The organism is Brucella pseudogrignonensis (genome assembly GCF_031454375.1).
Classification (GTDB): Bacteria; Pseudomonadota; Alphaproteobacteria; order Rhizobiales; family Rhizobiaceae; genus Brucella; species Brucella pseudogrignonensis_A.
The window spans coordinates 1,073,089-1,094,259 of sequence record NZ_JAVDQT010000001.1; the positions used below are offsets into that span (position 1 = coordinate 1,073,089).

Genomic DNA, 21,171 nt, shown 5'->3' on the forward strand with positions numbered 1-21,171 from the left:
ATTTCTGATGATTTGACCCGCCTGCGACGAAATAGATTTTTATGAAAGCCGCAAAGTAATTGCGCCCAGTACGATCAATCCAGCTGCCAAAACACGCGGCAAGCCAACCCTCTCTTTGAGAATGAACGCGGAAATCAGAATACCAAACAATATTGCCGTCTCTCTGAGAGCTGCAACAACAGCAATTGGCGCCATGGTCATCGCCCAAAGAGCAAGACCATAAGACAGCAAAGTGCCTATACCGCCGATCAGGGATGGGCGCCAATGATTGCGAATATATTGGATGAAGCGGTCTGGCTCACGATACAGCGCCCAGAATCCGAGCGGAAAGGCGTTTATCAAAAACAGCCAAAGCGTGTAGGATAAAGTATGGCCCGATGCCCGGACTCCGACACCATCGATAATGGTGTAAGCTGCAATGAAACCAGCATTGGCGAGCGCCAATAGTGCCGTTTTGCTCGATGTACCGCCATTACGTCGACGGGCTTCAAGCGCCATGGCAAGCACGCCTGCGCAAATCAGAACGATACCAAGCCAGCTACCCCACCCCATCGCCTCGCCGATAAGCGGAAAACTGACAATTGCCACCAGCAAAGGCGGTGTTCCGCGCATAATCGGATAGGCTTCGCTCATGTCACCCGATTTATAAGCGGCAGCAACCAGCGACATGTAGAATATCTGCGTGATCGTCGACAGCCCGATAAATTTCCAGCTTGATGGATGTGGCAGCGGCAAAAACGGCAGGAAAAACAGCGCTATAAGTCCTGCAAATCCGACCACGCAGGCGGCGGCAAAGAATTTATCACTGCCTCCCTTAACGATAGCGTTCCAGCTCGCATGAAAAAATGCGCCACAAAGGACAATCAGCAGAACAGTACCGGACATAGAGGACACGACTCAAGCAAGAGCAGATGATGAAACTTATATGTCATATTTGATGAAGCGGGGATATTGCCGAAAGCGACAAGGCATGAAAGAAGCGCAGACATGAATTATCGCCACGCCTACCACGCCGGAAACTTCGCTGACGTCGTCAAACACGTCATCCTTTCCCGCATCGTCGAATATCTCAAGCGCAAGGATCAGGCTTTCCGCGTGATCGATACCCATGCGGGGATCGGTCTTTATGATCTGCGCGGTATTGAAGCGGAAAAGACAGACGAATGGAGCGGCGGTATCCGCCGCATATTCGACGCGTTAGACAAAGGCGAAATCCCAACACAGGCGATCGAACTGCTTCAGCCCTATCTCGAAGCTGTGCGCGCAGTTAATCCAAAAGGTGGACTGCGGCATTATCCCGGATCACCGCTCCTCACGCGTCATCTGTTGCGCAAGCAGGATCGTCTTTCGGCTATAGAACTGCATCCGCAAGATGCAAAAAAGCTGTCCAAGCTGTTTGATGGTGACTACCAGGCGCGTGTGATTGAGCTTGATGGCTGGCTCTCGCTTGGCGCACATATGCCACCCAAGGAAAAACGCGGACTGGTTCTGGTTGATCCGCCATTTGAGATCGCGGGAGAATTTGATCGTCTCGTCGATGGTTTGGTTAAGGCCTATAAGCGCTTTCCCGGCGGAACCTATGCTTTCTGGTATCCGGTCAAGGATCGCAAGGAAATTGAGCGTTTTGCAAGAAGCCTTCGCGAAACAGAGATTCCCAAGATCATGCGGATTGAACTTTCGATTCGCGCGCCTTCATTAGAACCAAGGCTTGATGGAACTGGAATGATTGTCGTCAATCCGCCCTACACACTCGAAAGTGAGATGCAAATTCTGCTTCCCTGCCTTACCAAATTGCTTAGCGAAGAAAAGGGAGGCAATTTCAGCATGCAATGGATACGTGGTGAAGCGGATCGCACTTGACCGTCGCCCCTTGCTGAATGAAACTGCACCTCAGCCAATTTAATGAAACGAGCCTCGCGCTCGAATTGTGAGACAGGATAAACACATGCAACGCAAGTTGGATCGCATCGGACAGTTTTCTCGAGCAGCACTTCTGGCTGCATCGGTTCTTCCTCTGACGTTCGCTTCTATGCCAGCAAGCGCTGCCGATTATCTGAGAACTGCACCAGTGGCAGTTGGCGATGCAGGCCTTTGCAATCAGCAGAGCGTTTTGCGTCGCGTGGTTTCTGATTTTGGATATCAGGTTCGTCATGTTCCACACCTGCCGCAGGTTGGAATCTCAGCGATGAGCGATGTTCGCCTCACCCGTTATGAACCGAAGAACAATTCAGCTCAGATTGAACGTACTTATTGTAAGGCAACAGCTGTACTCAGCGATGGTCAGTACCGTCCGGTCTGGTACATGGTCGAAGAAGGTCAGGGCTTTGCCGGTGTTGGCAGCAATGTCGAATTCTGCGTCGATGGTTTCGACCGCTGGTATGTGTTTGACGCAAGCTGCCGCGTTCTGCGTTGATAGCCCCGATGTTGCGTAAACTGGCGGTGACTTCAGCCGCCATTCTTACAGCTTCTTTCGCAGCGCTACCTGCAATGGCGCAAGATCGGGGCGATAGCCGCCCCGGAAATTTTGATTTCTATGTGTTATCGCTGTCGTGGTCACCCAGCTATTGTGCTTTGGAAGGACCGCGCGCGAACAAACAACAATGTGGCACGTCCCGACCATATGGTTTCGTTGTTCACGGTCTTTGGCCACAAAATGAATGGGGTTATCCCGCCAATTGTCAGTTTGACAATGCACGCAGCCGAGGCAGCTTTGTCCCTCGTCCAATCGTCTCAAGCGTTTCAGACATTATGCCGTCAACTGGTTTGGTTGCGCACCAATGGCGCAAACATGGAAGCTGCTCTGGCCTGTCCCAAAACGATTATTTCGCAACAGTCCGCCAGGGCTATGAGCGCGTAAATATTCCGCCAAGCCTGCGTAATCTGACTTCCAGCAGACGCGTCGATCCGATGCTGGTGGAAAAAGCGTTTGTTACAGCGAATCCTGGAATGAAGCCTGACGGCATATCGGTTTCCTGCAAGAGCAACTATCTTCAGGAAGTTCGAATCTGTATGACAAAGGATCTCAAATTCCGCGCGTGTGAGCAGATCAATGCGAATGCGTGCCGCAGCCGTTCGGTTATGCTGCCAGCAACAAGATAATCTTAAACCTCAGGAATAATGATGACCCAGATTCTTTATTCGCCCGCCTCGCCCTATAGCGCCAAGGTGCGCATGGCTGCGGCCTACGCAGACATACCATTTGAAAGCGTGGTCGTGACCACATCGGCTGAGCCGGAGAATTTGGTCAATGCCAATCCGCTCGGCAAAATACCAACATTGATTACCGACGATGGTAAATCGGTTTTCGACAGCCGCGCGATCATGCAGTATCTCAATCGTGTTTCCGGAAATAAAATTTTCCCACGCAATGCTGAAAAGCGTACCGACGCAGAGCGCTATGAAGCGATAGCTGATGGTCTGGCTGATGTTTTGCTTGCCCATGTTTATGAACGTCGCGCACGCCCGGAAGAAAAAGTGCACCAACCATGGCTTGACCTGCAATGGCGCAAGGCAGAGCGGGCACTTGACCTTCTGAATGAATCTCCGCCACGTCTTGTTGGCAAACTTCACGGTGGCCATCTGGCCGTAGCTGCAACGCTTAGCTATCTCACTCTACGCTTTGGAGATAAGTGGGAACGCGGTCGCCCAAAGCTCAAGCGTTGGATGAAGCGGTTCGAAGAACTACATCCAGAGTTGGTTAAGCTTTTACCGCAAGGCTAAAAAATCAAACAATAAAAAAACCGGGCAGTTTCCTGCCCGGTTTTTTAGTTCAATTACGAAGTAATTAGAACTTGTAGCCGATACCGACGCGGATGTCCTGCGTGTCCAGCTTGTCACGAACAGTCGTGCCACCAAGATCGTAGTTCTTGTTGCCAAACTGGGTGTAGCGGTATTCTACGCGACCGAGAATGTTGTCGGTCAGCTTAGCTTCCATACCAACGCCTGCAGTCCAACCAACGCGGAACTTGCTTTCGTCATCGTTGTTGCCCGAAAGCTTAACCTGCGAACCAGCAACACCTGCGGTGATGTATGGCAGAACTGGGTTCATGTCGTAACCAAGACGGCCACGGAGCGAGCCTTCAAAGCCCTGCTTAACCTGAAGACCGTCACGGGACTTCTTCGCTGCAGAGTAACCTGCGTCACCTTCAACACCGTATACGAACTGGTCCTGCTGGAAGTTCCAGCCAGCGTAAGCGCCACCCTTCCAGTCGTCAGGCTTAACAGTGATGTTGCCGCCAGGAAGTTCGTTCTTCGACTTGTTCCAACCGTAGCCGAGGTACAGACCGGTGTAACCACCAGCCCAGCTTGCCTGAGGAGCAACTTCAACTGGAGCTGGAACAGGAGGCTGTTCCATGATTGCGTCAGCTGCGAAAGCAGTTGCAGAGAACGGCAGCAGCGCAGCCGAGGCGATTACGAGAGACTTAAGAGTGCGCATTGCATTCTCCTTCATTAAATTACCTTTAGCGCGGTCCCTTATCGGGCGGGCAGCAACTTGGGGAGTAATTGACCCATGCCGCGCTGACAGGAAGACATATCGGGGATAATTGCGGCACGATCTGCTCCGTGGTGTGGAGAGAACCTGTCGAGAACATGGCAAAATTGCGATGTTGCATTCTGGCAACGCTCTTATGCCGCCCCTATATAAATGGGGAGGCTTAAGATAATTAGAAATTTACAGGATAGTCGCCAACTGAAACCACTGAATTTGCTAGTCTTTTGTCAGCAGTCTGTGTGAGCCCCACTATTTTCCGCTACTTTTTTCCGGCAAAATGGCATGAATAACGACAATGAATCACGATAAGGAAGTGTTTACCCTGTTGGAAACTCCGCAAACCATTTCGCTTGCAAACTGCCCTGTTCTTGTGACCGGCGGTGCGCGACGCATCGGAAAAGCGATCGTCCAGGATTTAGCAGCGCATGGCTTTCCAGTGGCGATTCACTGCAATCGCTCCGTTCAAGACGGCGAACAACTTGCAGCGGAGATTCTGGCGAATGGCGGGAAAGCCTGTGTTGTGACTGCTGATTTAGCCAACGAAGGCGACGTACGCGGATTGGTGCAACAGGCATCAAAGCAGCTTGGACCGATTCGTCTGCTTATTAATAACGCATCACTCTTTGAAGACGACCGTGTTGGCACTCTTGATATGTCATTGTGGGATCGCCACTTTGCTATTCATCTTAAAACACCCGTTGTGCTCGCTGAGGAAATGGCAAAAGCACTGCCGGAAAATCTGGATGGGCTTGTTATAAACGTCATCGACCAACGCGTGTGGAAACTGAACCCGCAGTTCTTCTCTTATACACTTTCAAAGACTGCGCTTTGGAACGCGACAAAAACACTCGCACAGGCACTTGCACCGCGTATCCGTGTCAATGCTATTGCCCCCGGCCCCACTTTGCCGAGTGAACGCCAAAATGTGGAAGACTTTGAATTACAGGTCAGCCGTTTACCGCTGCAACGTGCGCCGGACCTGTCGGAATTTGGACGCACTATTCGCTATTTCTGGGAAAGCCGCTCCGTAACAGGCCAGATGATCGCTCTTGACGGCGGTCAACATCTGGCATGGGAGACCCCCGATATAGCAGGAATTAGAGAATGACCGCACCACGCAAATTCAATGATGATGCTTCTTCGCACCTGCTTTCGGATAGTGAGCAGGATGTGACAGATATTGTCATGGATGATGCGGATATCGACGATGACGATTCTTTAGATGAGACGCCCGCTGTCGCTTCAGCCGCTGATTCCATTCAATGGGATTCATCAGACGGTTTGCCTGATACAACTGGTCTGAGTGGCGCAGATATCATCAGCGCTTTCGTTAAGCACCTGCCGAACAATCCAGGCGTTTACCGGATGTTCAACAGCGCCGGTGACGTGCTCTATGTCGGCAAGGCCCGCAGCCTGAAAAAACGCGTTTCAAATTATGCCCGCGGTGTAGGACATTCGAACCGCATTACCCGCATGATCGGCGAAACCGTGACAATGGAGTTTGTTGTCACGCGAACTGAAACGGAAGCGCTGCTTCTCGAAGCGAATCTCATCAAACGCTTGCGGCCGCGCTTTAATGTTTTGCTGCGTGATGACAAATCGTTTCCTTATATCTTGCTGACTGGCGGCCACCGTGCGCCGGGCATTTTTAAGCATCGCGGCGCACGCACACGCAAGGGTGAGTTTTTTGGGCCATTTGCGTCCGGCGGAGCCGTCACACGAACCATTAACGCGCTTCAACGCGCCTTCCTGTTGCGGACTTGTACAGATTCGGTTTTTGAAACCCGCACCCGTCCCTGCCTGCTTTATCAAATCAAGCGTTGCTCTGGTCCATGTACGCATGAGGTCAGCGACGAGGACTACGCAGAGTTGGTCGATGAAGCGAAAGCCTTTCTTTCTGGTAAGAGCCAGAAGGTGAAAGACCACCTCGCGGCGGCAATGCAAGCAGCATCAGCCGATCTCGATTTCGAACATGCGGCTGTTTATCGGGATCGCCTTGCCGCACTTTCGCATGTTCAGTCACATCAGGGTATCAATCCCCAAACCGTTGAGGAAGCAGACGTCTTTGCCATTTATCAGGATGGTGGCATGACCTGCATTCAGGTCTTCTTCTTTCGCACGGGTCAGAACTGGGGCAATCGCGCTTATTTTCCAAAAGCCGACAGTTCGCTTAGCGCTGCCGAAGTGCTTGGTGCATTCCTGTCCCAGTTTTACGATGACAAACCTTGTCCAAAACTCATTCTTCTATCGGAAACTATCGAAGATCAGGAGTTGCTCGGAGAAGCGCTTTCATCGCGGGCGGGCTATCGCGTGCATGTCAATGTTCCACAGCGCGGAGAGAAGAAAGAACTCACCGATCATGCTTTGACCAACGCGCGCGAAGCACTTGGTCGCCGCTTAGCGGAAACATCGTCGCAAACACGCTTGCTCAAGGGGCTGGCCGAAGCTTTCGAATTGCCAACAGTTCCACGCCGCATCGAAGTTTATGATAACTCGCATATCATGGGCACCAATGCCGTGGGCGGCATGATCGTGGCCGGGCCGGAAGGCTTCGTCAAAAACCAGTATCGCAAGTTCAATATCAAATCGACGGACATCACGCCGGGCGATGATTTTGGCATGATGCGGGAAGTCATTGAGCGGCGTTTTTCGAGACTGGTCAAGGAGCATGGCGAACCAGAGCCTGTAAGCGATGTCGAAAGCAACGATGCTTTCCCAGCATGGCCTGACCTCATTCTGATTGATGGTGGTCAAGGACAAGTCGGTACTGTCAGGCAGATTTTAAGCGAACTCGGCATCGGCCACCTTGTTACGGCCATCGGCATTGCAAAAGGCGTGGACCGTGAAGCTGGGCGCGAGCGTTTCTTTATTGAAGGTAAGCCGCCATTCACATTGCCGCCACGCGATCCGGTACTCTATTTCATCCAGCGCATGCGCGACGAAGCACACCGATTTGCAATCGGTACGCATCGTGCAAAGCGAAAGAAGGATTTTGTCGCCAATCCGCTTGATGAGATTTCGGGAATCGGTCCGTCGCGCAAGCGTGCTTTGCTTCATCATTTTGGGACCGCAAAAGCGGTATCCAGAGCAGCCATTGAAGATCTCATGCAGATTGAAGGTATTTCAGAGGCTATGGCAAAGACCATTCACGATCATTTTCATGATCGATGACGTAATTTTGTCTGGGTTTGGGCGAGTAATTCTCCACAGGCGTCATTACGTCCATAAAGAACACATGAGCAGGTGTTGATTTTCTCAGTCATCCCTGATGTTGTGCATCTGCAACGAATACGGCGGTACAATGCGGAAAAATCACACTCTCTCCCTACCAAACATACTGACTTACGCACGGATTATTGCCGTGCCGCTTGTCGTTTTGTGTTTCTTCGTAGAGGGACGACTTCAATCGAGTGATAATTCGCGTTGGGCCGCATTGGCAATTTTTGCTATCGCCAGCATTACAGACTTTTTCGATGGCTATCTCGCACGTATCTGGCAGCAGACCTCAACGATTGGCCGTATGCTTGATCCGATCGCCGATAAGCTTCTGGTTTCGGCCTGCCTTCTGTTGCTGGCAGCTGATGGCACCATCGCCGGATGGACGCTCTGGGCCGCGATTATCATTCTTTGCCGTGAAGTACTGGTCTCTGGTCTGCGTGAATACCTCGCCGAATTGAAAGTCAGCGTTCCTGTCTCGCGATTGGCAAAGTGGAAGACCGCAGCACAAATGGTTGCGTTGTCCTTCCTGCTCGCTGGTCCAGCTGGTGAAAAAATTCTGCCCTTCACAACTGAAATTGGGATCGTGCTTCTTTGGATTTCCGCAATCCTAACGCTTTACACCGGCTGGGACTATTTCCGCGCTGGCCTCAAGCACGTCATGGACTAACATCATGCGCGTAAACCTCGTCTATTTTGCTTGGGTTCGTGAACAAATCGGCAGGGGCGAAGAAGTTATCGAGCTTCCACACCAGACGATCAGCGTGAGCGACCTTATTGCTCATCTGAAAACGCTTGGTGAAGAATATGAAGCAGCATTCGAGCATGAAAACGTCATTCGTGCTGCTATCAATCAAGAACATGCCGAACATGATGAACTCATTCGAGATGGCAATGAGGTAGCGCTTTTCCCGCCTATGACGGGCGGCTGATATGACGAGAAGCGACAACTGCCCCCTCTTCATTAGCGTACAGAGTACCGACTTCGATATTGCCGAGGAAATCAACAAACTTGGCGAAGGTCGCAAGGACATCGGCGCGATTGTCAGCTTCACTGGCCTGTGCCGCGATGAAGGCGGCAAGCTATCTGCGCTTGAACTTGAACACTACCCAGGCATGGCCGAAACCGCAATTCGACGCATTGCTGATGAAGCGATCAAGCGGTGGCCTTTGTCCGGCGTTTCGATCATTCATCGCTATGGATTGATAAAACCCGGAGAAAATATCGTCCTTGTAGTGACCGCATCGTCTCATCGACAGGCCGCCTTCGAAGCAGCCTCATTCCTTATGGACTTCATGAAAACCGATGCGCCGTTCTGGAAACGGGAACATTTACTCGACGGCAACAAGGGTAATTGGGTCGAATCAAAGGTGGCGGACGACCACAGCCGTGAGCGCTGGCAGAAGCGCTGAATGCAGCATTTGTTTCAACACGATGCCGCAGATAAAATTCTTTTTCGCATACAAAGAGTTTCTCGGTTCTAATTTAATGGCGAATTAACTATTTAACCCCCTAAAATATAGGCTAATTTGTAAGGTGTGTGACTACGCTGCCACAATTTTCACATGATGCCGCGCTTATTGTTTGCGCAGTGACTGTTGATGCTTTTGAGTGAGCGAATATGACAATCGACAGATTGTCCCAGCAGCTAAAAGTATGAAACAAAAAAGTTTGGGGGAACGAAAGTTTCGAATTGGCAATGCTAAAAGGACTGACGAAAACTCTTTCAATCGTGGCAGCGCTCACTGCCGGGCTAGGTGCATTCGGTGCAGCTGCCATGTTTGTGACAACCTCCATGCCAACGGCAAGTGTTGCCGCTGAAAAGACAATCAGTGGCAAGGTGATGTATCGTGAGCGCATTGCACTGCCTCCTGAAGCGCACCTGATCGTGCAGCTCACAGATGTTTCCCTTGCTGATGCGCCGTCAAAGATTATTGCCGAAACAACGGTTAATACACTGCAGGGCGTACCTATCCCTTTCGCAATCAGCTTTGACACAGATGAGATTGAACCGAGCCATAGTTACGCTTTGCAGGCGCGCATCGTCGCTGGCGATACATTGTGGTTTGTGAATGATGAGCGATATTCTATCGACCCAAAGAAGCCTGATGATTCCATCGAACTGAAAGTTGTGATGGTTCGCAAAAGCTCCGATGAATCAACCGCTATTGGGATTGAAGGCAAGGACTGGCTCGCTGAAGATATTCAAGGTGGCGGCGTTGTTGATACTGCGCAGACCACACTTCTGGTCGACTCGGATGGCACTGTGAGCGGTTCAGGCGGATGCAACCGCTTTATGAGCAAAGCGACAATCTCCGGCAGCAATATCTCCTTTGCCGAGATTGGTTCCACTTATATGCAATGCCCGCCTGCCCTGATGAATCAGGAGCGCAAATTCCTCGATATTCTCGAAAAGACGCGTTCCTATAAGATGGATGCTGGAAAACTCGTCCTGATTGATGAAGGTGGCGACGAGTTGGCAAGGCTTGCTCAAAGCCTTTAAGCTCAGAAATATCGCATACAAAAAAAAGCCCGGTCTCGCGACCGGGCTTTTTCATTCAATCTATCAGCAATTAGCCGACGATTTCGGTACCGGAGAACCAGTAAGCGATTTCTTCAGCAGCGGTTTCAGGGGCATCCGAACCGTGAACCGAGTTTTCGCCGATCGACAGAGCAAATTCCTTACGGATTGTACCAGCGTCTGCGTTTGCAGGGTTGGTTGCGCCCATAACTTCGCGGTTCTTGAGAATGGCGTTTTCGCCTTCGAGAACCTGAACGATTGTTGGGCCGGACGACATGGATTCAACCAGTTCACCAAAGAAAGGACGTTCTTTGTGAACAGCGTAGAAGCCTTCAGCTTCGCGGGTGCTCATCCAAACGCGCTTGGAAGCAACAACACGCAGACCAGCTTCTTCAAGCTTGGTGGTGATCGCGCCGGTGAGGTTGCGGCGAGTTGCGTCAGGCTTGATCATGGAGAAAGTACGTTCGATTGCCATTATGACACCTTGTATGATGGAAAATTCGGAAAGTGAGGCTCTATAGCGTTGATAGGCCCGATTGCCAAGGGGCAGCGCCCTTGGGTATGTCGCTTATCAGCTTGAGACGACAGAAAATTGACTGCATAGATGGATAATTCGATTCCAATGCGGGGACTCATGGAACAGCACTTTCAAATGTTTGCCTATTACAATCGCTGGGCCAATGAGTTGCTCTATTCCGCAGCAGCTGATTTAAGCGATGTAGATTACCGGCTCGACCTCGGCCTGTTTTTCGGATCGATCCATCGAACCTTTAATCATCTTCTCGTTACAGACCGTATCTGGATGAAGCGCTTCACCGGCGAAGGCGATCATCCGAACCAGCTTGATGCCATTATTACGGATGACTTCATCAAACTACGCGACCTGCGAAAAGCTGAAGATCAGCGTATCTGCAAATATATTGAAAGCATGAATGCCGAACGGCTTGCGGGCCGGTTTACGTATATGACAGCGACCAATGTGCGAACCATCAGCCAGCGGGTCGCGCCAGCACTGGGTCATTTGTTCAATCATCAGACGCACCATCGCGGACAAATTCATGCGGCACTCACCCGTTTGAGTGCGGATGCACCTTCGCTTGATCTTATTCAGTTCCAGCGTAGCGAAGCGGGACGCCGCTTCGCCTGATATTCAATCAGTTGATACTTGCGCAAATATTGGAAGCCGTGCAAAAGCCTTCTCACCATGCTTATTCTTGACGATATCTCTGTACGCATCGCCGGGCGCCTTCTGATCGACCACGCCAGTGTCACACTGCCAGCGGGATCGAAGACGGGTTTTGTTGGCCGTAACGGCACCGGAAAATCCACACTTTTCCGCGTGATCACCGGTGATCTTGCATCGGAGAGCGGCAGCATATCGCTGCCGAAGAATACGCGTATCGGTCAGGTGGCACAGGAAGCTCCGGGCACTGAAGATGCGCTGATTGAAATCGTCATGAAGGCGGACAACGAGCGCGCAGCACTTCTTGAAGAGGCAGAAACTGCGACCGATCCGCATCGTATTGCCGAAATTCATACACGTCTTGCTGATATCAACGCCCATTCCGCAGAAGCGCGCGCAGGCGCGATCCTTTCAGGTCTGGGTTTTGATGCCGAAGCACAACGCCGTCCGGCATCCGCCTTCTCCGGCGGCTGGCGTATGCGTGTGGCGCTCGCCGCTGTTCTTTTCTCCGAGCCCGACCTGTTGCTGCTCGACGAACCGACCAACTATCTCGATCTTGAAGGCGTTTTGTGGCTTGTCGATTATGTGAAGCGCTATCCGCATACTGTCATCATCATCAGCCATGATCGTGACCTGCTGAACTCGGCCACCTCCTCAATCATGCATCTCGATCAGAAGAAAATCAGCTTCTGGCGTGGTAATTATGATCAGTTCGAGCGGCAGCGCCATGAAATGCTTGAGCTTCAGCAAAAGGCTCATGCCAAACAGGAAGCGCATCGCAAGCATATGGAATCCTTCGTTGAGCGGTTCCGCGCGAAGGCGACCAAGGCCCGTCAGGCGCAGTCGCGCATGAAAGCTCTGGAAAAGCTCAAGCCTATTGAGCTTTACGTCGAAAGCAACGTGCAGCCGTTCCGCTTTCCTGACGCTGACAAAAAGACCGCGTCGCCCGTCATCGCGCTCGATAACGCAGATGTCGGCTATGTGCCGGGAAAGCCGGTTCTGCGCAACGTCACGCTTCGTATCGACAATGATGATCGCATTGCGCTACTTGGTTCCAACGGTAACGGTAAATCGACGCTGGCAAAACTTATCGCGGGACGTTTACAGCCCGAAAAAGGCTCGCTAACGCTTTCGCCAAGCCTCAAAGTCGCATTCTTTGCGCAGCATCAGATGGATGATCTGATCCCGGAAGACAACGCCATTGAGCATGTGCGTAAGCTCATGCCGGGTGAACTGGAAGCGAAGGTTCGTGCGCGCGTCGCCCAAATGGGACTGTCGACCGAGAAGATGCTGACACCTGCCAGAGACCTCTCAGGTGGCGAAAAAGCGCGACTTCTGATGGGGCTAGCGACTTTCCACGGCCCTAACCTGCTGATCCTCGACGAACCGACCAACCACCTTGATATTGATAGCCGCGAAGAACTGGTTCACGCGCTCAATGCTTTCAATGGTGCCGTGATCCTGATTGCGCATGATCGCCACTTGATCGAAGCCACGATGGAGCGATTGTGGTTGGTCCGCGAAGGCGGCGTGAAAGCCTTCGACGGTGATCTTGATGAATATCGTCAGATTGTGCTCGCCGATGCTAAGGGCGATCAGGTCTCGGAACGTGAGGAAGGTCCGAAGGTCAACAAGGCAGAGCAGCGCAAACTCGCTGCTCAAAAACGTGAAACATTCGCGCCTTTGCTGAAAAAAATCAAGGAAACCGAGAGCTTGATGCAGAAACTGCAGAAACAGATTCAGGCATCAATGACGCAGCTGGAAGACCCTGCTCTGTATGAAAAGGAACCGCAAAAAGCGATCCGGATTAATAAAGAAATGAGCGATGCAAAATCAACGCTCGCCGAAGCAGAAGACAAATGGCTGGAAATGTCTTCCGAATATGAAGAGGCAATGGCTGAATAATACCCTAGAGCGCACTTCGATCTGATTTTATCAGATCGGCGCTCTCAATGTTTGTTTTGACGCACATCTTGGTCCGAAAACCGCTTCACACTTTTCGGGATGTGCTCTAATCAACCCGGCGGCGAATGCGTGTTCGCATCAATGCGTAAACACCAAGCACACCGAGAATGAGACCTATCGTTGTATAGGTCTCGTCTGCCTCTTCCGCGCCACGCCGCAGCACAAGATCAACCTTTGACAGTTGAAGACCATCCGTGTTGCCTTGAACGGCACGGAATGAATAGGTGCCAGACAAAACAGGGTCAATATCCCCAGCGCTCTGGCGCAAAACGCTGCCATCCTGTGGGCGATCCGTATTGATCGAGCTGCTGTTGGAAGCGAAATCCATCCCCTGCGAAAGAACGGGAAACCCATTGCGGCTGACAGCGAGTGTTATCGCTGAACGACGTTCTGCTGGCACATAGCCCGGCAATGGCGTTGCATCGAGAAAGATGCGAACGGGCGCATCGCTTGCTTCAAGTTTGATTTCTTGCGTAATAAATCCAGCCTGACGGCTTTCAAGGATTGGCCAGCGACCAATCTCATCACCGGTGAAATGGCGCATATACCAAGGATAGCCCAACGCAATGCTGAACCCTGCGATAATCATTGCAACGAATAGAGCGCGCATCAAGCTTTACGCTCCCAACGACGATCTGGTGTCTGTTGCCAGTAGGTCAAATCGTGGTTCTCCGTCTTAAACGACTTCCACTGCGCCCGCGCATGTTCGAGTTGTTCCTGATTGTGCCCATCAAACATCACAACCAAACGCTCATAAGCAGCAACCTGATCAAGTGAAGCGCCCTCAACGAGAAAACGGACAGTGGCACTGTTTGGGTTTTCCTGCGTGGTAGTCAGCAAAACCGGCTGCTGTTCAGGATATGGCTCCTGGTCGGTCCCATGCGCGACAAATGACGTATCGGAGAACGTCCAGAGCAGACTGTCCAGCGAATCGCGCCTCTCGTCCGTAACTGCCTGAATAGTCACGCGCCAGCCGCGCGTCAGAGAACGCTCAACGAGCCCCGGCAGAGCTTCATCGAGCGTTGATTCAGTCAGGTGATAAAAGAGGATCTCAGCCATGCGCTCTCTTTAGATCATTCATCGTGGCGAAGAAAGTGATTCACATCTTCGCCACAACGCATTGTTTCTGAATCAAATTCAGCTTTCGAAATTATCGCGAACCAGACGATCAAGAAGACGAACGCCATAACCAGACGCCCATGTCTGGCTATATTCATTGGTAGGCGAGCCCATTGCCGTACCGGCAACATCAAGATGCGCCCACGGCGTGTCGCCGACAAACCGCTTAAGGAACTGCGCGGCTGTAATCGAGCCTGCATGGCGACCAGCGCTGTTCTTCATGTCGGCAAATTTGGAATCGATCATCTTGTCATATTCCTTGCCCATCGGCATGCGCCACAGCTTTTCACCTGTTGCCTGACCAGCATCGTAAAGCTGGTCTGCCAATTCATCATCATTGGAGAAAAGGCCTGCATGATGTGTACCAAGAGCCACGAGAATAGCACCCGTTAGCGTGGCCAGATTGATAATGAACTGCGGCTTGAAGCGGTCATTGGTGTAATAAAGCGCATCAGCGAGTACGAGACGGCCTTCGGCATCGGTGTTGATAACTTCAATTGTCTGGCCAGACATTGATGTAACAATATCGCCCGGACGCTGCGCATTGCCGTCTGGCATGTTTTCGACAAGGCCGATCACACCAATGGCGTTGACCTTTGCCTTACGTCCCGCAAGTGCACGCATCAAACCGGTGACTGCAGCAGCACCGCCCATGTCACCCTTCATTTCTTCCATGCCGCCTGCTGGCTTAATCGAGATGCCACCCGTGTCGAAAGTCACGCCTTTACCAACGAAAGCTACTGGCTTTTCTTTAGCCTTCGCGCCCTGCCATTCCATTACAACGAGGCGTGGTGGACGCGGCGATCCCTGCGCAACCCCCAGAAGCGAGCCCATACCGAGCTTCTTCATTTCCTTTTCGCCAAGAACTTCAACCTTAACGCCCAGCTTTTCAAGCTTTTCGGCTTCTTCCGCAAATTCCACAGGGCCAAGGACATTGGCTGGCTCATTCACGAGATCGCGGGCTTTCAGAACACCATCCGCGACCGCCTCAGCAACTTCGAGCGCCTTCTTCGCGCTGTGTGTGTCGGCCACATGAATATGAACCTTGGCAGCATGCTTTGGTTCACCATTTTCTTCATTCTTGCGGGTTTTGTAGCGATTAAATTCGTAGGAGCGCAGGATCATTCCAAGCGCGACGTCGGCTGCTTCATCACCGGCAATTGTCGTTTCAGGCAGAGCCAGTGTCACCGTAGCGCGCTCAGATTTACCGATTCGCGAAAATGCTGCGCCACCGATTTTAATCCAGTCGTCATTGCCAAGCTCGCCCGGTTCACCGGCACCAACCAGCACGATCTTATCGATACCGCCTTCAGAAATTTCGATTGCCTCTGCAGTTTTGCCTAAAGCGCCCGAAAAGCCCGACACTTCAATGATACGCGTAATCTTCTCAGAGCCACCGACGGCTTGCCCCGCCTCTTCCGCAAAGCTTCCGCCTTTGGCAACCAAAACGATGCTCACGCCTTTTTGCGGTGCTGAAAATTCATTGAAGGAAAATGAAGGGCGTTTCGACATAACAACTCCAAATAAGTCAGATTATGAGATGACACGATTGTGTCGCGACTTTTCCTCACTCATGTGAGACGAATATGGCGAAACAGCAAGGGTATTGCGTTATCAAAATCAGTTTTACGTTAACTCCGTTGAAAACGTGCAGATTTCAACTCTGGAACTATCTGTCTCATGGCCAAACTATTCAGCTTTAATTATTAAGTCCGCAAATCAGCCTAGCGCTGGCATCCGCCAGAAATCTTTAGTAATCTGTTAACCAAATTTCTTCGGCTAATTTTAGCCAAGTGCTATTACGCTAGATTTTAATTACGAGCATTGTTTCTATTGGGACAGGCTCCTTCAACGGAACCGGGATGTAAACTCCGCCTATGAAATTGATTGAGTTGTACATCCTGCGCCGCGTAGCGGTTATGTTCTTCGCGGTACTGGGTGCTGCGGTGGGCATTACGTGGACAGTTCAGGTGCTGCAACGCGTCGACTTCTTAACGACGAGCGGCCAGTCTATCCAAACTATCATTCAATTCAGTTCGCTTCTTATTCCATCTGCAATTCCACTGGTAATGCCATTTGCGCTGATTATTGCGATCACGCAGACACTTTCGACGATGAATCAGGATTCTGAACTCGTCGTCATCAATGCATCAGGTGCGCCACGCAGTGCGGTCATGCGACCAATCTTATTGCTCGCAGCGATTATCTCACTCGTTTCATTTATCGTTGCGAACTATGTCGATCCCTATGCGCGCATGAATATGCGTGCAATGATTGCCAATGCGAGCGCAGACATGCTCAATGTCGTGGTGCAGGAAGGTAATTTCCGCAAACTCTCTGATAATCTCTATATTCAGATTGCTGAACGTCGCGCAGATGGAAGCATCGGCGGCCTTTTTATTGCAGATTCCCGCGACCCTAATCTCGACCTGATTTATTATGCATCGGACGGTAACATTGCCAGCACACCGTCAGGCGACATGCTGCTGATGAAGGACGGCGAAGTCCAGCGGCGCGATGTTTCAGACGGCACTGTTTCGATAATCAAGTTCAATTCATACGCATTTGATCTTAGCCAGTTTACGTCCGCAGGCGACGACTTTGTGATTTATGCAAAGGATCGCCCCCTCTCCTACCTGCTTAATCCCGATCCAAACGATCCGATCTTACAAACGAGACCGCTACGCTACAAAGCCGAATTGCATCGCCGTTTGTCAGAATGGCTGTACCCAATTGTTTTTGCGATGATTGCACTCGCTTTCGCGGGAGATTCGCGTTCTCACCGTGAAGCACGAGTATCTGCATCGTTCTCTGCAATCAGCACTGCTTTGCTCGTCTATTGGGCAGGCTATTTCTCTGCTGACCGTGCAGATAAGGACGAAACCTACATTATAATTATGTATCTGGTGCCTATCGGCGTTATCCTCATGACCGGCTTTGCCCTCATTACTGGTCGGCGCATAGGCATTCCAGATAAATGGAATGATCGCATTCTTGATGGCGCAGCGCTCATAAGAAATCAGATCGTGAACGCATATAATCGTGTTCTTGGGCGGTTTCGCGGAGATGCAGGAGGTCACGCATGATTGGCTGGACACTCGGGCGCTATTTCTTCGTGCGCTATGTGCAGATTACGTTCTATTTTCTACTCGGTATGTTTGCGCTGGCTCTGCTGCTCGATTTTACCGAAAACGCTAGCAAACTTGCGAATCTCCCCGGCTATTCGGTTTGGATGGCGCTCGGCATCTCTGCGATGCGCGTTCCTTTTGTAATGCAACAGATGATTCCATTTGTGGCTTTGTTTTCTGCGATGGCGACACTGATATCGCTCAACCGGAAATACGAGCTGGTTGTTGCGCGCTCTGTTGGCGTATCCGCATGGCAATTCCTTCTGCCTGCCTGTTTCGGCGCACTGCTTTTTGGTTTAGCGACGATATTCATTCTCAATCCGTTTGCAGCCTATGGTTTCTCAAAAGCTGATGAAATCGCCTCAACCTGGAAGAATGGCAAAGTCACCGACGTATCGGCGCTTCGCGATCCGTGGTTTCGTCAAAAGACGGATGAAGGCGAAACGATCATTGGTGCAAAAAACATTCTTGATCGCGGTGCAACGCTTGTCGATGCAACATTCATACAATTTGATGAAAAGAAGAAAATCAAAGACCGCTATGATGCGCGCACTGCGAAACTTATGAATGGTTATTGGGAGCTGACAGACGTCACTCAATTCTCGCGCGGTGCTGAACCGCGTAAATTGGAGACCAGTCAAATCCCAACCCAACTGCGTCCGGAATATGTAGAAGAGAAGCTTGCCTCCCCTGACACAATTCCTTTTACACAGCTCCGTCATAAGATCGAAGTTGCCCGCTCTTTCGGTTATTCGGCAAACGCTTTTGACATGCAATACCAGTCACTTCTGGCGTTGCCAGCACTGCTGATGGCAATGACACTCATTGCAGCGACAGTGTCGTTAAAATTTGTGCGATTTGGTCAGTCAGGAGCGATGATTCTGGGTGGCGTTGTTGCTGGCTTCATGCTTTATGTCGTTTCGGTCTTGGTGAAGGCATTCGGGAATGCGGGATTCGTTCCGCCCTTCGTTGCCGCATGGGTTCCAGTTGTTATTGCAACATTTTTTGGTATCTCCTTTTTGTTGCATAAGGAGGATGGTTAGTGGGTTTGAGTAACGCCCGCATGGTTCTGCCCCACACGTTCACGCGTCTTGCACGCGGGACAGCCTTGGCGTGCGCCCTTGCTATACCTTTTAGTTCAGTTGCAATCTTCCCTTCGCAGGTTCAGGCGCAGGATGCTTTGGGAGCAAATTACCAGAGCGATCCGAACGCGCGTATGCTCATGCAAGCGGATGAACTCGTTTATGATCGCGATGCAAACGTCGTTACCGCTCAGGGCAAAGTTCGCATTGAGTATGACGGCAATCGCCTTGTTGCAGATCAGGTGACATATAATCAGCAGACCCGCCGCATGACTGCGACCGGGAATGTTGAAATTGTCGAACGTGACGGCAATAAGATTTATTCCGATCATCTCGACGTAACAGACAGTTTCCGTGATGGCTTTGTGAATGGCCTTCGCGTTGAGACAACCGACAATACACGCTTCGCTGCTGAAAGCGCTGAGCGTAGCAATGGTGAGATCACCACATTTAACAATGGTGTCTACACCGCTTGTCAAGCTTGTGAAAAAGATCCTGACAAGCCTGTGCTCTGGCAGATTAAAGCTCGTAAAATCATCTGGAACAGTGCGACCAAAACCGTGCGCTTTGAGCGCGGTAAGTTCGAGCTTTTCGGGATGCCGCTGGCTTATTTCCCATCTTTCGAGATGGCTGACCCAACAGTTAAGCGCAAAAGCGGTTTTCTGTTTCCGGGCTTTGCCTACAAGGATGATCTTGGTTTTGGTATCAAGAACTCGTACTTCTGGGCGCTTGCACCGAATTACGATCTGACGCTTTCAACCACTGCTTACACAAAGCAGGGTTTCCTCACGCAAGCTGAATGGCGTCACCGCCTCGAAAACGGTACATACAATCTTCAGATCGCAGGCATTCATCAGATGAAGCCCGGCGAGTTCGATGCTAATACCATTGACCGCGATGAAAAAAATCGCGGCATGATTGCGTCGAAAGGCGATTTTGACATCAATGCGCGCTGGCAGGCTGGCTGGAATATTATGGCCCAGACTGACCGCAACTTCAGCCGCACTTACGGCCTGACAGATTATGCTGCGCAAACGCAGGTATCCAATATCTATCTGCGTGGCGTTAATAATCGCAATTACTTCGATCTCAATTTCTATCGCTTCAATGTGCAGGAATCATACCTACCGGGCGATGAAAATGAAATGCACTCGAGGCAGCCTTGGGTTTTCCCAAGTCTTGACTACTCTTACACTGCACCTGAATCCGTTTATGGCGGCGAGCTGAATTTCACCGCTAACCTACAGGCGCTTTATCGTAAGAATGCCAATTATGCATATACTTATGGTGAATTACCTGACGGCTCCTGGGGTAAAGTGACGCCTCGATACCCCCGCATTCCCGGCTTTAGCGGCACTAACACACGTCTGACAGGTGAAGTTGAGTGGAAGCGCACAATCATTACAGATGCAGGTCTGGTGATTACGCCTTTGCTCGCACTTCGCGCTGATGCGATCAGTGTAAACACTAATTTTGACCCAGCAGTTGCTGGCTTTACGGATGCGGTTGTCAAATCCGAAGCGCTACGCGCTATGGCGACAGCTGGCCTTGAATTGCGTTGGCCGATCTTGTTCTCAAGCACAAGTTCAACGCATATTCTCGAACCGATCGCACAGATATATGCACGCAACAACGAACGCTATGCAGGCCAGCTTCCAAACGAAGATGCGCAAAGCTTCGTCTTTGATGCGACCAATCTCTTTTCGCGCGACAAGTTTTCCGGCTATGATCGCGTTGAAGGTGGTACTCGCGCCAACTTTGGACTTCGTTATTCCGGCAGTTTCGACCGCAGTGACTGGAATCTCTACGCGCTTGGCGGACAGTCCATTCAGCTCGGCGGCGTAAACTCTTATGGCACAAGTGACTTCGTCAATGTCGGCGAAGATTCTGGCTTGGAAGATGCTCGTTCCGACTATGTCGGCATGATCGGCACATCAAACTCAACCGGATTTGCACTTGCTGCGCGCGGTCGCTTCGATAAAGACGATCTGAACATTAAGCGCGGCGAACTCGAAGCACAGCAAAACTGGTCTCGTGTTGGCGTTTCTGCACGTTACGCCTACATTGCACCGCAGCCTGCTTACGGCTACTCGGAGCTTCGTCAGGAAGTTGGCGGAACTGCTACGCTTAAGATCAACGAAAACTGGCGTACTTTCGGTTCAGGCACCTATGATCTCGTTTCCGACACGCTGGTTCGTGGTTCTGCCGGTCTTGCATATGATGACGAGTGTTTCACTTACTCTATGGCGTATGTGCAGACGCGAAATCCCGGCGAAAGCAAAGCATCGCATAGCGTAGGCTTTAATATATCGTTCCGCACGTTAGGCGATATTGGCAGCGGGTCGCAGTCATTCTAAACAAAAGTAAAACCGGAATTGATTAAATCATTTCCGGTTTTTTTATATTTTGATTGCCCGCCATTTACTCGCATACGACCAATTTTAATCAATTTTATTGCGTTAAT

At 51.0% G+C, this 21,171-nt stretch carries 21 protein-coding genes; 15 read left to right on the top strand and 6 right to left on the bottom strand.

Going from position 1 to position 21,171, the window contains the following annotated elements; all coding sequences use genetic code 11:
- Positions 1-39 precede the first annotated feature (39 nt).
- Entirely contained in the window at positions 40-885 is an 846-nt protein-coding gene (locus tag J2782_RS05430) for a DMT family transporter (RefSeq protein ID WP_310010574.1), read from the bottom strand.
- Between the two features lie 102 nt (positions 886-987).
- Here J2782_RS05430 and J2782_RS05435 point away from each other — a divergent pair, with 102 nt between their 5' ends.
- The 4 genes from J2782_RS05435 to J2782_RS05450 all read left to right on the top strand — a co-directional run bounded on the left by J2782_RS05435 (position 988) and on the right by J2782_RS05450 (position 3,720).
- Positions 988-1,860 carry a 23S rRNA (adenine(2030)-N(6))-methyltransferase RlmJ gene (locus tag J2782_RS05435; RefSeq protein ID WP_310010575.1) on the top strand — a complete coding sequence of 291 codons (873 nt, stop codon included), beginning with the start codon at positions 988-990 and terminating at the stop codon, positions 1,858-1,860.
- Positions 1,861-1,945: 85 nt separating this feature from the next.
- Positions 1,946-2,413: a phage portal protein gene (locus J2782_RS05440; protein ID WP_310010576.1), complete on the top strand. Its 468-nt coding sequence runs from the start codon at positions 1,946-1,948 to the stop codon at positions 2,411-2,413.
- 8 nt (positions 2,414-2,421) lie between these two features.
- Positions 2,422-3,099, top strand: coding sequence for a ribonuclease T2 family protein (locus J2782_RS05445; protein WP_310010577.1), 678 nt, complete (start codon positions 2,422-2,424; stop codon positions 3,097-3,099).
- Positions 3,100-3,120: 21 nt separating this feature from the next.
- Complete coding sequence (locus tag J2782_RS05450) at positions 3,121-3,720, top strand: glutathione S-transferase (RefSeq protein WP_310010578.1); 600 nt, start codon at positions 3,121-3,123, stop codon at positions 3,718-3,720.
- Between the two features lie 64 nt (positions 3,721-3,784).
- Here J2782_RS05450 and omp25 read toward each other — a convergent pair whose 3' ends face one another.
- Positions 3,785-4,435 carry an outer membrane protein Omp25 gene (gene omp25, locus J2782_RS05455; RefSeq protein ID WP_310010579.1) on the bottom strand — a complete coding sequence of 217 codons (651 nt, stop codon included), beginning with the start codon at positions 4,433-4,435 and terminating at the stop codon, positions 3,785-3,787.
- A gap of 352 nt (positions 4,436-4,787) precedes the next feature.
- On the opposite strand from omp25, the gene J2782_RS05460 reads away from it, so the two are divergent.
- From J2782_RS05460 to J2782_RS05485, 6 genes are all read left to right on the top strand, one after another.
- Positions 4,788-5,600, top strand: a complete 813-nt coding sequence (locus J2782_RS05460; protein ID WP_310010580.1) for an SDR family oxidoreductase — start codon at positions 4,788-4,790, stop codon at positions 5,598-5,600.
- On the top strand, positions 5,597-7,663 hold the full coding sequence (gene uvrC / locus J2782_RS05465; RefSeq protein WP_310010581.1) for an excinuclease ABC subunit UvrC: 2,067 nt from the start codon (positions 5,597-5,599) through the stop codon (positions 7,661-7,663). Before J2782_RS05460 ends, uvrC begins: the two co-directional genes overlap by 4 nt.
- Before the next feature lie 130 nt (positions 7,664-7,793).
- On the top strand, positions 7,794-8,378 hold the full coding sequence (gene pgsA / locus J2782_RS05470) for a CDP-diacylglycerol--glycerol-3-phosphate 3-phosphatidyltransferase (protein WP_310010582.1): 585 nt from the start codon (positions 7,794-7,796) through the stop codon (positions 8,376-8,378).
- A gap of 4 nt (positions 8,379-8,382) precedes the next feature.
- Positions 8,383-8,640 (top strand): molybdopterin converting factor subunit 1, encoded by a 258-nt coding sequence (gene moaD / locus J2782_RS05475; protein ID WP_310010583.1) that lies wholly within the window; start codon positions 8,383-8,385, stop codon positions 8,638-8,640.
- 1 nt (position 8,641) lies between these two features.
- The gene (locus J2782_RS05480; RefSeq protein ID WP_310010584.1) at positions 8,642-9,121 is read left to right on the top strand and encodes a molybdenum cofactor biosynthesis protein MoaE; all 480 of its coding nucleotides are present in this window, start codon (positions 8,642-8,644) and stop codon (positions 9,119-9,121) included.
- Positions 9,122-9,408: 287 nt separating this feature from the next.
- Positions 9,409-10,212 carry a YbaY family lipoprotein gene (locus J2782_RS05485; protein WP_310011086.1) on the top strand — a complete coding sequence of 268 codons (804 nt, stop codon included), beginning with the start codon at positions 9,409-9,411 and terminating at the stop codon, positions 10,210-10,212.
- Positions 10,213-10,282: 70 nt separating this feature from the next.
- On the opposite strand, the gene ndk is transcribed toward J2782_RS05485, so the two are convergent.
- Entirely contained in the window at positions 10,283-10,705 is a 423-nt protein-coding gene (gene ndk / locus J2782_RS05490) for a nucleoside-diphosphate kinase (RefSeq protein WP_094506874.1), read from the bottom strand.
- Between the two features lie 159 nt (positions 10,706-10,864).
- On the opposite strand from ndk, the gene J2782_RS05495 reads away from it, so the two are divergent.
- Together J2782_RS05495 and J2782_RS05500 are read left to right on the top strand one after the other, a co-directional pair.
- A complete protein-coding gene (locus tag J2782_RS05495; protein ID WP_310010586.1) occupies positions 10,865-11,377 on the top strand; it encodes a DinB family protein in 513 nt (170 codons plus the stop codon).
- Between the two features lie 57 nt (positions 11,378-11,434).
- Positions 11,435-13,318, top strand: a complete 1,884-nt coding sequence (locus J2782_RS05500; RefSeq protein ID WP_310010587.1) for an ABC-F family ATP-binding cassette domain-containing protein — start codon at positions 11,435-11,437, stop codon at positions 13,316-13,318.
- Positions 13,319-13,424: 106 nt separating this feature from the next.
- On the opposite strand, the gene bspB is transcribed toward J2782_RS05500, so the two are convergent.
- The 3 genes from bspB to J2782_RS05515 all read right to left on the bottom strand — a co-directional run bounded on the left by bspB (position 13,425) and on the right by J2782_RS05515 (position 16,009).
- Entirely contained in the window at positions 13,425-13,988 is a 564-nt protein-coding gene (gene bspB / locus J2782_RS05505; RefSeq protein ID WP_310010588.1) for a type IV secretion system effector BspB, read from the bottom strand.
- Positions 13,988-14,437, bottom strand: coding sequence for a DNA polymerase III subunit chi (locus tag J2782_RS05510; RefSeq protein ID WP_250039534.1), 450 nt, complete (start codon positions 14,435-14,437; stop codon positions 13,988-13,990). Before J2782_RS05510 ends, bspB begins: the two co-directional genes overlap by 1 nt.
- A gap of 78 nt (positions 14,438-14,515) precedes the next feature.
- Positions 14,516-16,009: a leucyl aminopeptidase gene (locus J2782_RS05515; protein WP_310010590.1), complete on the bottom strand. Its 1,494-nt coding sequence runs from the start codon at positions 16,007-16,009 to the stop codon at positions 14,516-14,518.
- A 365-nt stretch (positions 16,010-16,374) separates the two neighbouring features.
- Here J2782_RS05515 and lptF point away from each other — a divergent pair, with 365 nt between their 5' ends.
- From lptF to J2782_RS05530, 3 genes are read left to right on the top strand one after another with little or no spacing between them, the layout of a single operon-like run.
- Positions 16,375-17,583 carry an LPS export ABC transporter permease LptF gene (lptF, locus tag J2782_RS05520; protein ID WP_310010591.1) on the top strand — a complete coding sequence of 403 codons (1,209 nt, stop codon included), beginning with the start codon at positions 16,375-16,377 and terminating at the stop codon, positions 17,581-17,583.
- Entirely contained in the window at positions 17,580-18,668 is a 1,089-nt protein-coding gene (gene lptG, locus J2782_RS05525) for an LPS export ABC transporter permease LptG (protein ID WP_310010592.1), read from the top strand. Before lptF ends, lptG begins: the two co-directional genes overlap by 4 nt.
- 20 nt (positions 18,669-18,688) lie before the next feature.
- Positions 18,689-21,064 carry an LPS-assembly protein LptD gene (locus tag J2782_RS05530; RefSeq protein WP_310011087.1) on the top strand — a complete coding sequence of 792 codons (2,376 nt, stop codon included), beginning with the start codon at positions 18,689-18,691 and terminating at the stop codon, positions 21,062-21,064.
- The last annotated feature ends 107 nt before the right edge of the window (positions 21,065-21,171 follow it).